General features: G+C 70.7%; 11 protein-coding genes. 8 read left to right on the top strand and 3 right to left on the bottom strand.

Annotated features, from left to right (window positions below; translation table 11 throughout):
- Positions 1-744, top strand: coding sequence for an urease accessory protein UreD (locus ACIA1L_RS14795; RefSeq protein WP_396073216.1), 744 nt, complete (start codon positions 1-3; stop codon positions 742-744).
- Here the strand turns inward: ACIA1L_RS14795 and ACIA1L_RS14790 are convergent.
- Together ACIA1L_RS14790 and ACIA1L_RS14785 are read right to left on the bottom strand one after the other, a co-directional pair.
- Positions 737-1,432, bottom strand: a complete 696-nt coding sequence (locus ACIA1L_RS14790) for a response regulator (RefSeq protein WP_396073215.1) — start codon at positions 1,430-1,432, stop codon at positions 737-739. The genes ACIA1L_RS14795 and ACIA1L_RS14790 overlap by 8 nt on opposite strands.
- Before the next feature lie 97 nt (positions 1,433-1,529).
- Complete coding sequence (locus ACIA1L_RS14785) at positions 1,530-2,771, bottom strand: sensor histidine kinase (protein WP_396073214.1); 1,242 nt, start codon at positions 2,769-2,771, stop codon at positions 1,530-1,532.
- 131 nt (positions 2,772-2,902) lie between these two features.
- Here ACIA1L_RS14785 and ACIA1L_RS14780 point away from each other — a divergent pair, with 131 nt between their 5' ends.
- The 4 genes from ACIA1L_RS14780 (at position 2,903) to ACIA1L_RS14765 (ending at position 7,079) form a co-directional block, all read left to right on the top strand.
- Positions 2,903-3,802, top strand: a complete 900-nt coding sequence (locus tag ACIA1L_RS14780; RefSeq protein WP_396073213.1) for an ABC transporter ATP-binding protein — start codon at positions 2,903-2,905, stop codon at positions 3,800-3,802.
- The gene (locus ACIA1L_RS14775) at positions 3,799-4,605 is read left to right on the top strand and encodes an ABC transporter permease (protein WP_396073212.1); all 807 of its coding nucleotides are present in this window, start codon (positions 3,799-3,801) and stop codon (positions 4,603-4,605) included. Before ACIA1L_RS14780 ends, ACIA1L_RS14775 begins: the two co-directional genes overlap by 4 nt.
- 76 nt (positions 4,606-4,681) lie before the next feature.
- Positions 4,682-4,948: a hypothetical protein gene (locus ACIA1L_RS14770; RefSeq protein ID WP_396073211.1), complete on the top strand. Its 267-nt coding sequence runs from the start codon at positions 4,682-4,684 to the stop codon at positions 4,946-4,948.
- Between the two features lie 46 nt (positions 4,949-4,994).
- The gene (locus tag ACIA1L_RS14765) at positions 4,995-7,079 is read left to right on the top strand and encodes a peptidase M6 immune inhibitor A (RefSeq protein WP_396073210.1); all 2,085 of its coding nucleotides are present in this window, start codon (positions 4,995-4,997) and stop codon (positions 7,077-7,079) included.
- Positions 7,080-7,187: 108 nt separating this feature from the next.
- Here ACIA1L_RS14765 and ACIA1L_RS14760 read toward each other — a convergent pair whose 3' ends face one another.
- Positions 7,188-7,889 (bottom strand): cyclase family protein, encoded by a 702-nt coding sequence (locus tag ACIA1L_RS14760; protein ID WP_396073209.1) that lies wholly within the window; start codon positions 7,887-7,889, stop codon positions 7,188-7,190.
- Positions 7,890-7,955: 66 nt separating this feature from the next.
- Here ACIA1L_RS14760 and ACIA1L_RS14755 point away from each other — a divergent pair, with 66 nt between their 5' ends.
- The 3 genes from ACIA1L_RS14755 (at position 7,956) to ACIA1L_RS14745 (ending at position 12,838) form a co-directional block, all read left to right on the top strand.
- Positions 7,956-8,582 (top strand): MerR family transcriptional regulator, encoded by a 627-nt coding sequence (locus tag ACIA1L_RS14755; RefSeq protein ID WP_396073208.1) that lies wholly within the window; start codon positions 7,956-7,958, stop codon positions 8,580-8,582.
- Positions 8,579-10,963: a VIT domain-containing protein gene (locus tag ACIA1L_RS14750; RefSeq protein ID WP_396073207.1), complete on the top strand. Its 2,385-nt coding sequence runs from the start codon at positions 8,579-8,581 to the stop codon at positions 10,961-10,963. The genes ACIA1L_RS14755 and ACIA1L_RS14750 overlap by 4 nt, the downstream gene beginning before the upstream one ends.
- A gap of 108 nt (positions 10,964-11,071) precedes the next feature.
- Positions 11,072-12,838, top strand: a complete 1,767-nt coding sequence (locus ACIA1L_RS14745; protein WP_396073206.1) for a phosphodiester glycosidase family protein — start codon at positions 11,072-11,074, stop codon at positions 12,836-12,838.
- Positions 12,839-12,878 lie beyond the last annotated feature (40 nt).

The following is a 12,878-nucleotide window of genomic DNA, read 5'->3' as shown; positions in this document are numbered from 1 at the left end:
GTGCGCGCTTCGGCGTCGATCGTCGCGGAGGCGAACGGTACGGGCGGCACCCGCCTGACCACCCTGCGGGGCGAGTCACCCCTGCTCCTGCGCCGAACCGGCGTACGTGGCGATGCGACCGGCGTGGTCACCGTGCACCTGGTCGGCGGCGCGGCTGGCCCGTTGCGTGGCGACGACGTGGCGCTGTCGATCACGGTCGGCCCCGGAGCGCGGCTCGCGGTGCGCAGCGTGGCAGCGCAGCTGGCCCTACCCGGCCGACCGGATCTGCCGCCGTCGCGTTTTGTTGTCACGGCGTCGGTGGCGGCCGGTGCGGCGCTGCTCTGGGCGCCGGAGCCGCTGATCGCCGCGGCAGGATGTCACCACCTCGCGGTGGCGGACGTGTCGGTCGCCGAGGGCGGCTTCCTGGCCTGGCGCGACGATCTGGTGTGCGGGCGACACGCCGAACGGCCCGGCGACGTGCGCACGGCCGTGACCATTCGATACGCCGAGCGCACGCTCTATCGGCACGAGCTCGCGGTCGGTCCGGGCGCTCCGGGGTGGTCGGGCGCCGCCGTGCTCGGCGACGCGGGCGCGCTCGGCATGCTGGTCCTGGCCTGCGCCGACGCCGCGGAGGTGCCCGTGACCCGCCCCACCGGGGAGGCTGCGGTGTTGCCGTTGGCCGGCCCGGGTCTGCTAGCGACCGCTGCGGCCCGGGACATCCGGGACGTTCGGGCTGCCCTCGATCCGCTGACCGTCCTCAGGTGAGGCCCGCGTCGTGGACCAGCAGGGCGACCTGCACCCGGTTGTCGAGGTCCAGCTTGGTGAGCAGCCGCGACACATGCGCTTTGACCGTCGCCAGGCTCATGAACAGCTCGACCGAGATCTCGGCGTTCGACTTGCCCCGTCCCACGGCCAACGCCACCTCCCGCTCCCGCTCGCTCAAGGCTTCCAGCTGTTGCAGGGCCTTTCTGTTGCTGCCGGAGTTGCCCTCCGGGGCAGCAACGTGGGCGATCAGCCGTCGGGTCACCGTCGGTGACAGCATCGCCTCCCCGCCAGCGACCCTGCGTACCGCTTCCAGGATGTCGATCGGCGGGGTGTCCTTGAGCAGGAAGCCGCTCGCTCCCGCCCGCAACGCCCGCAGCACATCCGCATCGGCGTCGAACGTGGTCAGCACGATCACTTCGGGAGCACCGCTGCGCGACCGCAGTTCCTCCGTCGCCGCCAGGCCGTCCACGCGCGGCATGCGGATGTCCATCAGAACGACATCTGGACGGTGCTCCGCCACTGCCTGCGGCACCTGGGAACCGTCCGCTGCCTCGGCCACGACCTGGAGATCGGCAGCTCCCGACAGGATCATGGTGAGTCCGGCCCGGACCAGGGCGTCGTCGTCCACGATCAACACCCGAATCGGCCGGCCTCCCGGGTCTGGAACCGTCTCGCCCTGGTCCGGCATGTCGCCGCCTCCCCCGTTCACTGCTGTGTCCACCACCCGATCGGCGCGGCGACCGTCACCATAGTGCGGTAGCCGACAGGTCCGGGTCCCGCCGTCATCAGACCGGCCACGGCAACCAGGCATCGAGGAAGAAGTCGCCGTCGGGCCGGCGTCCATGCGAGAGTCGGCCGCCGGCCAGGGTCGCGCGTTCGGCGAGGCCGATCAGACCGGTGCCGGTGCCGGGAATGGCCGGCTTGCCACGGCCCACCGGCGACGGGTTGCGGATGTCGACGGTGAGGCCCTGGCCTGCTGCGCCACCGACAGCCACCCAGACGGTCGTGCCGGGCGCATGTTTGCGGGCGTTCGTCAGGCCTTCCTGGACGATGCGATATGCGGTCCGGCCGATGCCTGCCGGTGTCTCGCCGAGCTGGTCCACGTTCAGTGACAGGTGCACCTTCACGCCGGCGGCACGGGACTCGCCCACCAGGGCGGGTAATTCGTCCAGGGTCGGCTGGGGCCGTTCGGGGGAGGACTCGGCAGCGGGCGCCTCGCGAAGCACGCCGATGACGGCTCGCAAGTCCTCCAATGCCTGGTGGGCGCTGGCGCGAATGACGCCGGCGGCGCTGGCGACCTCGGTGGGTGACGCGTCCGGCCGGATCTCCAGCGCGCCGGCGTGCAGGCTGAGCAGGGAGATCCGATGGGCGAGCACGTCGTGCATCTCCCGGGCGATCCGGGTGCGCTCGAGCGTGCGGGCCTGATGAATCCGGAGCTGCTGCTCAGCCTCGGCGCGCTCGGCCCGCTCCCGCAGCGAGGCGACCAGCTCCCGACGGCCCCGGACGATCATGCCCCAGAACTGCACGATGATGAGAATCGCCACGCTCCACCCGAATGATTCCCCATAGGAGGAACCTTGCTCGGGCCGCAGAGTGCAGAAAACCGCACTGTTGATCATCGCGGCCGCAGTGACGGCAGCCGACACGGCGAAGCGGCGATGCAGCGCCACGGTGAACAGCAGCGCGAGCGCGGCACCGCCAATGGTCACCGACTGCACGCCGAGGACGCTGGCTGCCAAGGCCAGCTGCACCGGCCAACGTCGACGCCACCACAGCGCGACGGAGAACACCACCCCGACGCCCAAGTCGATCCAGAGCAACCAATGCGGGGTCCCCTGCCACTGCGGAAGAAACTCCGGTGTCGGCCGGAACAGGTCGGCCGTGGCCCACAGGGTCCAGGCGAGGCTCAGCGCGAAGCCGAAACAATCGATGATCCAGTCCCGCGTAGTACGGAGTTTCCGGTGCTCATGCCGCACGCTCGACGGGCGGAGCTGCCCGGACGGGCGTACGGGTGCCAGCTCTGCCATGCGGGCCATCGTAAAGGTGCGGCGCCGCTTGGTGGCACCGACCAAGGTCTAGCGCAGCCGTAGACCAAAGTCAGCCACCGCCGACCGATGGCCGACGCGGCCGACCACCCGACACCGGCAAGCTCAGTCGCATGATCACGGTCCAGAACCTCAGCAAACGGTACGGTCCGCACCCGGCCGTCGACGACGTGTCGTTCCACTGCGCACCCGGCACGGTGACCGGCTTCCTCGGGCCGAACGGGGCAGGGAAGAGCACCACCATGCGGATGATCTGCGGACTTACTCCGCCGACGGCCGGCACCGCCACTGTGGCTGGGGTGCCATACCGACACTTGGGCAACCCGGGGCGGCACGTGGGCGTCCTGCTGGATGCGTCGGCGCAGCACGCTGGGCGTACCGGTCGCGAGGTGCTGAGGTTGGCCGCGCTCACCATGGGCATCGACAAGCGGCGAGTCGACGAGAGCCTGGAGCGGGTCGGCCTGCAGCACAAAGCGGCCAAGCGACGGGTCAAGGCGTACTCGCTGGGCATGCGGCAACGGCTCGGCCTCGCGTATGCGCTGCTCGGCGACCCGACGATCCTCATCCTTGACGAGCCGGCCAACGGGCTCGACCCGGAGGGCATCTTTTGGATGCGGGGACTGCTGCGCGACTTCGCCGATCGGGGCGGCACGGTGCTGCTGTCCTCGCATCTGCTGCGCGAGGTGGAGGCGGTGGCGGACCAGTTGGTCGTCATCGGCGGCGGACGCATCGTGGCGCAAGGTGACAAGGCCGACCTGCTCGCCGCATCGGGCACGGTGGTGCGCGCGGTCGATGCGCAGGCACTGGAGCAAGCGCTGCGCCAGGCTCGGCTCACGGGCACGACGACGACAGACGGGGGCGTCGTGGTGGATGCGGATGCCGAAACCGTGGGCCGCGCGGCCGCCGCAGCGGGACTTGTCCTGCTGGAGCTGCGGCCTGCCGGCAGCAGCGGACTCGAGAACCTGTTCCTGACGCTCACCGCCGACAATCCGGCGAAGGAGGAAGTGCGATGACCACCGTCCAAGATGCGCCCGCCTCGACGGCGGGGACTGTGCCTGCCGAGCCGGGCAGCCGTACGGGAGGCGGGGCTTCGCTGGCCCGGCTCACCACGGTCGAGTTGCGCAAGTTGGCCGACACCCGGGCGGGCTTGTGGTTGCTCATCGTGATCGGGCTGGCCGCCGCCGCCACCGCGGTCATCATGATCACGGCTGCACCGGACGCCGAGCAGACGTACTACGGACTGCTCGCGTTCGGCCTCTTGCCGGCTAGCGTGCTGTTGCCTGTGCTCGGCATCCTGTCGATGACCAGCGAATGGTCGCAGCGGACGGCGCTCGGCACGTTCACGTTGACCCCGGCCCGCGGACGGGTCGTCGCGGCGAAGCTGGTCGCGGTGGCGCTCATCGCCGTCGCGGCGACCGTCGCGGCAGCGGCGTTGTCGGCGGTAGCCAACCTGATCGCGATCGGCACGGGTGGCGCGGGCGACTGGGAGATCACCGTGGGTCAGCTAGCCCGGCTCCTGCTCAACCAGGTCGTCTTCGTCCTGATGGGCTCGGCCTTCGGTGCCCTGCTGATGAACTCGCCGGTGGCGATCGTGCTGTACTTCGCGATCCCGGCGGTCTGGTCCGCGCTCGGCGCGATGGTCACGTGGCTGGGCCGGGCGGCGGAGTGGCTGGACATCAACCGGACGGCGATCCCGCTCAGTGAGGCGTCGATGACCGCGAGCCAGTGGGGCCATCTCGCTGTGTCCTGTGCGTTCTGGGTCGGCCTGCCGCTGGTGCTCGGGACCGTTCGGATGCTGCGCCGCGAGGTGTCCTGATTCGGGTGAACCGTGGGCCGAAGTGACGCACCTGGGCGCTTCGGCCCACGGGGCTGAGCAAGCCTAAGCTGGAGGCATGCCGATCGGTGCGCAACCTCCGGGGCGGCGAGGAACCGTCGATGAGCCGTACAGCGCGCTCAATCTGCGGCTGTGCCTGGCTCTGTTCGGGATAGTCGTGTGCTCGGTCCTGGCTGTCGTGCTCTTCCGGCGTGGGTGGACGGTGCCGGGCTGGCTGCTGGTGGGTTGGGCCGTGGTAGCCGCCGGCGATGCCATCGTCGTACAGCTGCGGCGCCGGGCACGCTCGCGGGCAGAGGGCGGCCGGCGGCACTCACTCTTCGAGTAGCCGCGTCCAGCGCTTTTGCCCACAATAAAGCGGTAATGTCCCATAAGTGCGTGCCTCCTTCCGCCTCACCGCCGTCGTCCTGCTCACCGCGCCCGCCCTGCTGGCGCCGACCTCCCCCGCGGCCACCGCGGCACCGGCGCCCGCCACACCAGGCGCCCCAGCCGACACCCGAGGGCTGTCGCACAAGACGTACTCCATCGCCGGACTCGCCACCCGGACACCCGGCCTGGCCCGTCGCACGGCGGGACCCACACCACCCACCGGGACGGTCCGGGAATGGTTGGCGCTCGACGACGTCGACGCCCGCTACTACCGCAAGAACTACACCCTGCGCGGCGTCGGCACGCGCATCGAAGTGTGGGTAGCCAACGATCTGGCGTTCCCCGCCGGCGACTGCCGCCCCGCCGCCTCCACTCAGGTCAGCGATGCGCAGGTCGCCGACCTGATCCGGGAATTCGACCAGACCATCTACCCGCGGGAGACCACCGCCTTCAGCACCCCGCCCGACCGGGACGGCGCTGACGCGGCGCTCACCGGCGACTTCACCGGCGACGGCACCAGGACGGTGACGCTCGTCGACAACATCCGCGACGACAACTACTTCACGTTCCCCGAAAACTCCACGTACATCGCGGGATTCTTCTCCTCGCAGCTGACCGAGTTGCTCGACCGCAACGTGATGACCATCGACGCGTACGACTGGAAGCACCGCACCGGAGCCACGCCGGTCGACGAGGCCACCGACGACCTGTGCACCAGCCGTCCGGCGCGCCCCAGGATGTACGAGGGAACGTTCGCCCACGAGTGGCAGCATCTGCTGCAGTACTACACGGATCCGAATGAGGACCTGTGGGTCAACGAAGGTCTGTCCGATTACGCGCAGACCCTGGCGGGCTACGTCGACGGCACAGCAACGGTGTACCGCCGCGGCGCGGACTCTCACCTGACGTGCTTTCAGGGGTTTGCCACCGTCAAGACGGCGTACAACCCAAACCCGCGGGATTGTGGCGGCCCGCAGGGCTCGCTGAACCTCTGGGACGAGGGAGCGAGCGAGGAGGTCCTCTCCGACTACGGGCACGCCTACCAGTTCCTGCTGTACCTGAAGGACCGGTTCGGGCCGGGCGTGCTGGAACGGCTGCACACGGACCGCGCCCATCAGGGCCTGGCCGGAGTCGAGGCGGCCCTCGGGACCGATCTCTCCGACGTGCTGCACGACTTCCAGACGATGACGCTGGTGGACAAGATCGCCGAGGAGGGGTCCGTGCTGGGCACATCGCGGGAGCGGGTGGTGGCGCCCAGCCTGCGGTCGACGGTCAACCTGGCGAACCCCGCGGCTTACGCCAAGCCGGGGGCGGCGCCGAACGGCGCCGACTATGTGCGGCTGCGGGACGCCAAAGGGAAGTCGCTGAGCGGCGCCGATCTGCGGTCCGTACGGTTCCAGGGCGGCCGGACGCTCAACCCGCTGCCGCTGGCCTGGACCGTCCGGGACGGCGCGCTGTTCTCCGGCGACGCCAGCGACACCGACGCGATGGCGGTCATCGGTCTGCAGGTGCCGGCCGGCGAGTCGGCGCTGACGCTGCGCGCCAAGTACGGCGCCGAACAGGGCTTCGACTACGGCTACGTGACCATCTCGACGGACGGCGGTCAGACGTACCATCCGATCATCGGCGACCGGACCAGTCCCGGACCGCTCGGGCACGGCGTCACCGGGACCACCGACGGGTTTGCACCACACCGCTATGACCTCTCCGGGTTCGCCGGGCGCAATGTGCTGCTCGGTTTTCAGTACGTCAGCGACGGCGCCGTGAATGAAGGCGGCTGGTACCTCGACGACATCGCGGTCAATGGCCGGCAGCTCAGCGACGGTTCCAGCGTGCGGGGCTTCCGGTCACCGTCCGAGGTCGCGCCGGTGCCGGTCCACGCGTGGCACGTACGGCTGGTGGGGCTGGACGAGGCGGGCAAGCGGGTGCGGCAGGTGACGCTGAGCCAGTTCGCGGAGCTGCGGGCGTACCCGAAGGTGGTGGCGATCGTGGCTTATGACGAGCCGACCGGGCGCATCACTCAGTACGCGCCCTACACGTTGACCGTGAACGGCGCTCAGCAGCCGGGCGGGGAGAAGCCGGTGGGCTGAGCCAACCGGCCAAGCCCTCCTGGCCCTTGCTTCGCTGCGGTGCAGTCGGTCATGGCAGAGCCAACCGGCCAAGCCCTCCTGGCCCTTGCTTCGCTGCGGTGCAGTCGGTCATGGCAGAACTCCGTAGATCAGCGCGGGCGAGCCCGTGCCGCCCGCCACGATCTGGCCGCCGCACAGCAGGGCCGCTCCGGTCGGGGGCAGGGCGGCCAGATTGGCGAGGACTTCCACGCTGATCCGGTGCTCGCGGTGGACCAGCTTGGACACTGCGTAGCTGGTGTCGGTCCCAGCGTCCGGCCCGAAGGTGTCCGTTCCCGTGCCGCCGCGCCGGCCGAGCCGTCCGGTGTCGATGAGCCACTCGACGGCGTCCACACTGAAGCCGGGCTGGTGGAGGACCCCGGCGTTATCGTAGCCGTAGTAGGCGTCCGTCCCCCATTTCGCGTCCCAGCCGGTCCAGAGCACGACGATCGATTCGGGTGGGATCGGGCCGTGGTCGTGCTCCCAGGCGAGCAGGTCGGCACGGGACAGGGTGAAATCGGGGTCGTCCGTGCACCGATCGCGAACGTCGATCTTGACGGCGGGGCGGCAGAGGTCCTGCAGCTCCAGTTCGTCGGCGAGTGCACCGCCCTCGGTGAAATGCCCGGGGGCGCTCCAGTGGGTGCCGGTGAGCTCGCCCTGCCGCAGGTAGTTCAGCCGGAAGCCGTGCTCGGCGATGGTCGTGACGGGTTCGACCACGAACGGCGGGTCGCCCGGGTAGACGCAGGTCGTCGCGGGGTCGGCGAGGTGCGAGAGGTTGACCAGGTCGAGCCGCATTTCGCTGATTGTGCCCAAGGATCGTCCGCGCCGCATCATTGACACTGTCATTGTGACAGTGTCAGGATGGTCGGCGTGTGGACGATGGACGAGCTGGTCGAGCAGGTGCACCGCGCGCTCGCCGCGGAATACCCGGGCGCGCCCAACGGCCGCGTCCGCGACGTGCCCGACCGCCGGGCAATCCGGTGGTACACGACGACCGGCCTGGTCGACCGGCCCAGCAGCATGCGGGGCCGCACCGCGCTCTATGAGCGGCGACACCTGCTGCAGATCGTCGCGCTCAAACGCCGCCAGGCCCAAGGCCACTCCCTCGCCGCCATCCAGGCCGAACTAGCCGGCGCCACCGACGCCGTCCTCGCCGAGGTGGCCCTCCTGCCCGCCGACGCCCCCATGCCGGCCGCTGCGGCAGGCGCGCCGCCCCACTCCCGCTTCTGGGCCACCCCGCCGGCGCCGCCAGCGCCGCCACTCCCGCCGGCCCCGCCAGCGCCGACAACCCGGGAAGTCGGCGGCGTTGCGCTGGGTGGTGGCGTGCTCCTGATTCTTCCCGTACGCCCGCAGTCGGCCGACCACGCCGCCATCGCCGCAGCCGCCGCACCCCTGCTGGACCTGCTCGCCGCCCGCGGCCTGCTGTCCACCCCCGACAGTCACCGTCCGCTCGATCAGCAGCACACCGATGATGGGAGCCCGTCATGACCCTGTCCGTCACCCCGATGGAGCCGGCGGAGCTCGGCCGCATCCGCATCCTGCCCGACGCCGGCCTCGGCGCGCTGCACACCGACCGCGGCAACCTGCCGTTGGACCGGCTCGACGTTCAAGCCCGGATCAGCGGACTCGTCGCCCACACCACCGTCACCACCGAATTCGTCAACGCCCACGACACCACCCTCGAAGCCACATACGTGTTCCCGCTGCCCGACCGGGCCGCCGTCACCGGCATGACGATGACCGCCGACGGGCGCACGGTCGACGCCGAACTTCAGGAGCGCGGCGCCGCACGGGAGGCCTACGACCAGGCAATCGAGGCGGGACAGCGGGCGTCCATCGCCGAGGAGGAACGCCCCGACGTCTTCACCATGCGGGTCGGCAACATCCCGGCGGGCGAGCGAGTCGTCGTCACGCTGACCCTGGTCGGCCCGCTGCCCTGGGAGGACGGCGCAGCGACATTCCGCTTCCCGCTCGTGGTCGCCCCGCGGTATGTGCCCGGCATTCCGCTGCCCGCCACCCCGGTCGGCGACGGGCAGGCCCGCGACACCGACGCCGTGCCGGACGCCTCCCGGATCACTCCCCCGGTGCTGCTGCCCGGTTTCCCCAACCCGCTGCGGCTGTCCCTCGGCGTCGACATCGACACCGCCGGACTGCCCCTCGACGAGGTCCGCTCCAGCCTGCACACGGTCACCACAACCGGCACCCGGATCGAGATCGCCGCCGGCGAACGTGCCGACCGCGACTTCGTGCTGCGGATCCCGTACGCGGGCAACGGTTCGGGGGCCGTGGTCGTGCCCGACCCCACGGCAGCGGCCGGTGGCACGTACCAGCTCGTGGTCCTGCCGCCGGACGGCGGCGAAACGCCCACCCGGCCCAAGGACGTGGTCCTGCTCCTCGACCGCTCCGGCAGCATGCGCGGCTGGAAGATGGTCGCAGCCCGGCGCGCGGCCGCCCGGGTCGTGGACACCCTCACCGCCGCTGATCGCTTCGCGGTGCTTACCTTCGACCACCAGATCGACCATCCCGACGACCTCGGCGCCGGCCTGTCCGAGGCCACCGACCGGCACCGGTTCCGCGCCGTCGAACACCTCGCCCGCGTCGACGCGCGCGGCGGCACCGAGCTGCTCGCTCCGCTGCGGGACGGCCTTTCGCTGCTGTCCCGAACGGAAGGACGCGACCGGGTCCTGGTCCTCGTCACCGACGGCCAGGTCGGCAACGAGGACCAGATCCTGGCTGAGGTGAACGCCGTCGTCGGCGCCACCCGAATCCACACGGTGGGCATCGACCGCGCGGTGAACGCCGGCTTCCTCGGCCGGCTCGCCACCCTCGGCGCCGGACGCTGCGAACTCGTGGAGAGCGAGGACCACCTGGACGAGGCGATGGACCGAATCCACCGCCGCATCGGCGCCCCGCTGGTCACCTCCGTCACGGTGGGTGGCGTCGCGCCCGTCCGCCCTCAGTCGATCTTCCCGGGGGTGCCGCTGGTCCTGTTCGGCCGGTACACCGGAACCGCTCCGACCGCGCTGACCGTGCACGGGCTCACCCGCGACGAATCGGCCTTCACCGTCGAAGTGCCGGTCGTGTCCCGGGACGAGCCGGCGATCACCGCGCAATGGGCGCGGACCCGGCTGCGGGAGCTCGAGGACCGCTACGCCGCCGGAGCCCACGAATTGGAGCAGGAGATCGTCGCCACCTCGCTGCAGTACGGCGTCCTGTGCCGGTTCACCGCGTTCGTCGCCGTCGACAGCCGAGTGGTCCACGAGGGCGGCGAGCGGCGCCGGGTCACCCAGCCCGTCGAGTCACCCTCCGGCTGGGACATGTTCGACCAGGCCGAGCCGCCGATGTTCCTCGCCGCGGGTGCCGCCCCGCCGTTCGCCGCAGCACCCGGCGCCATGCCGCCCGCACCCGGCGCGATGCCGCCTCCCCCGGCACCTGCGCCGTTCGCGCCCGGCGTTCCCGCGCCGCCGGCACCGCCGTCCGCGCCGGGATTCGCGCCGGCCCGCGCCAAGGCCATGCAGTCGTTCGCGGCCATGCCGTCACTGATGGCGCCCCGGGGCGGTGGGGCCCCCGCCGGGGCTTCGGGGGTCACCCTCGACAGCCTCACCGAGATCGTGGCGGTGGAGGCGGCCCGGCTCCGCGACGCCGCCGACCGTCCGGCGGCCGAGCGCAGGGATCTGCTGGCCGACCTGGGCACCCGACTGTCCGCCGTGCTCGAGGGCATGACCGGGCCGGAGGTCGCCAGCCTGCTCGAACTTGCCGAGCGCCTGCACAAGCCCGGTGATCTCGCCGCGGATTGGGCGTACGCAAGGGAGGTCCTGGAAGGTTTCACCCCGAACACCCCGGCTCGGAAGGCCTTCTGGAAGCGCTGACGACCGCGGGGGTCCGCACCCCGGACCCCCGCGGCCACCTGCCGGATGGCAGACTCCGTGCAGCCGCACGGGGGACTGCGGTATTTCGTCAGTGGTGGAGGTCTTCGCATGGTTCGGCATCATCGGATCCGGTCGATCGTTGTGGCGGTCGCCGCCCTGCCCGCGCTGGCGGCCCCGGCTGCCGGGATCGCGTCGCCGCGGCCCGCAGCCGCCGGGACGGGCGCGCCGACGGCTGTCGCTCCCTTGCCGGGCCCGGGCGATCGCCTACCCCTCGGGTCCGACAACCTGGTCACCACGGTCGGTGCGGTGCAGACGCCCGCGCCCGGTGTCACCTACCGCAAGTACACCCACGGAAAGGCAGCTTCTGCCTGGACCGTTGCGATGTACTTCGACTCTGACAACCCCAACGACAAGGTGGTTTTCACCCGCTGCAGGTCCTCCGCGGTATCCCTGCGCGACCGTGTCGCCGGCCACGGATACGACGCCTCCGTCATCACGTTCACGCCGCCGCCTCCCGCGGATCTGCCCTATCGTGAGCTAAACCCGAACTGCCGGGATGTGCCCGACGCCACCCACCTCTACGGCGTGCGTTCGGGGAAGTTCCCCGAGCGGGCAGGCGCGGCCGGCCACCTCCGGCAGCTCGAGGGCAGCGGTCTGAAAGGCGTCGTGGAACACGAGGCCTTCCGCGAGCAGAACAGCACGGGCCCGTGGGAGATCCGGGTCCTGGCCGTGGAGCCCACGGCGGCCGTGACGATCGGCGGCGCCCACGGACCTGAGCTACGCAGCGCTGACACCGTACGCGACATCGCCCGTCACGCCGGCGCCCTCGCCGCGGTGAACGGCAGCGATTTCGACATCCGTAACAATCCGGAGGCCAACAACAACCCGGACTTCAACGGATTCGACGGCGACCCGATCGGCATCTACGTCCAGGACAACAACCTGCTCAGCGAGGCGGTGAACGGACGCACGGCTCTGCTACTGAATGGAGCAAACGGCCGACAGCGGATCACCGAGCTGACCACGTCGACCACGGTGCAGGCCCCGGACGGCGAGAAATGGCAGATCGACGGCGTCCACCGGAAGCCGGGCCGCGTCGCCTCCTGCGGCGGTGTCGGCGGAGACCTGCGGCCTCCGTCGAAGCCCGGTGGCGTGCCGGGTGACCTGCCCGGCGCCGACAAGCCGTGGCGGTTCGAAGCCTGCACCGACCCCGACGAGATCGTGACCTTCCGTCCCGAGTGGGGACCGGCGACCCCGGCCCCCGACGACGGCGTCGACAGCGTCGACGTGGTAGTGGACGGCAATTGGGTTGCCAAGCAACTACGTAGCCCGGCCGGCGGTCCCATCCCCGCCGGGAGTCGTGTGCTGCAGGGCATCGGCGCCGGCGCGCAGTGGTTGAGGGACCACACCGTCCTCGACAAGGCGTTCCAGCCCTCCACCCAAATCCTCGACGCGCAGGGGCAGCGGGTCACCAGCTCGACCTTCGCCGCGATCTCCGGAGGGCCGGCCCTGGTGCGCGGCGGCGAAGTGTGGATCAACGTCGGCGCGAACGGGTACCGAGCCCGTGACGGCTACCACACCAGTGTCTTCGTGGACCGGCACCCGAGGACGATGGTCGGCATCACTGCTACCGGTCAACTGTTGTTGGTGGTCATCGACGGGCGGCGGCCGGGCGTGAGCGTCGGTGTGACCATGCCCGAGGCCGCCAAGGTGATGAAGTGGTTGGGCGCCGTCGACGCCATGATGCTCGGCATGGGCGGAGATAGCACCCTGACGATCAACAACATCCTGTATAACCGGCCCACGGACAACTGGGAAACCGACCTGATCACCGAACGCCGCGTCGGCAACGCGATCGTTCTCCGAAGGAAGTAGCGCCCGGCACTCGCCGGCTTCCAAGCGGGCAGGTTGTCGA

The sequence above is a fragment of the Actinoplanes sp. NPDC051859 genome (assembly GCF_044452725.1).
Classification (GTDB): domain Bacteria; phylum Actinomycetota; class Actinomycetes; order Mycobacteriales; family Micromonosporaceae; genus Actinoplanes.
The sequence above is the reverse complement of the archived record's forward strand: the minus strand, read 5'-3'. Positions and strand labels throughout refer to the sequence as shown.

What these genes read in the sequence shown, in the direction of transcription:
- ACIA1L_RS14755 (WP_396073208.1), top strand. Translation starts at nt 7,956, where the DNA reads ATGGTCGGCGTGTGGACGATGGACGAGCTGGTCGAGCAGGTGCACCGC.
- ACIA1L_RS14785 (WP_396073214.1), bottom strand. Translation starts at nt 2,771, where the DNA reads ATGGCAGAGCTGGCACCCGTACGCCCGTCCGGGCAGCTCCGCCCGTCG.
- ACIA1L_RS14750 (WP_396073207.1), top strand. Translation starts at nt 8,579, where the DNA reads ATGACCCTGTCCGTCACCCCGATGGAGCCGGCGGAGCTCGGCCGCATC.
- ACIA1L_RS14745 (WP_396073206.1), top strand. Translation starts at nt 11,072, where the DNA reads ATGGTTCGGCATCATCGGATCCGGTCGATCGTTGTGGCGGTCGCCGCC.
- ACIA1L_RS14760 (WP_396073209.1), bottom strand. Translation starts at nt 7,889, where the DNA reads ATGCGGCTCGACCTGGTCAACCTCTCGCACCTCGCCGACCCCGCGACG.
- ACIA1L_RS14775 (WP_396073212.1), top strand. Translation starts at nt 3,799, where the DNA reads ATGACCACCGTCCAAGATGCGCCCGCCTCGACGGCGGGGACTGTGCCT.
- ACIA1L_RS14790 (WP_396073215.1), bottom strand. Translation starts at nt 1,432, where the DNA reads ATGCCGGACCAGGGCGAGACGGTTCCAGACCCGGGAGGCCGGCCGATT.
- ACIA1L_RS14770 (WP_396073211.1), top strand. Translation starts at nt 4,682, where the DNA reads ATGCCGATCGGTGCGCAACCTCCGGGGCGGCGAGGAACCGTCGATGAG.
- ACIA1L_RS14780 (WP_396073213.1), top strand. Translation starts at nt 2,903, where the DNA reads ATGATCACGGTCCAGAACCTCAGCAAACGGTACGGTCCGCACCCGGCC.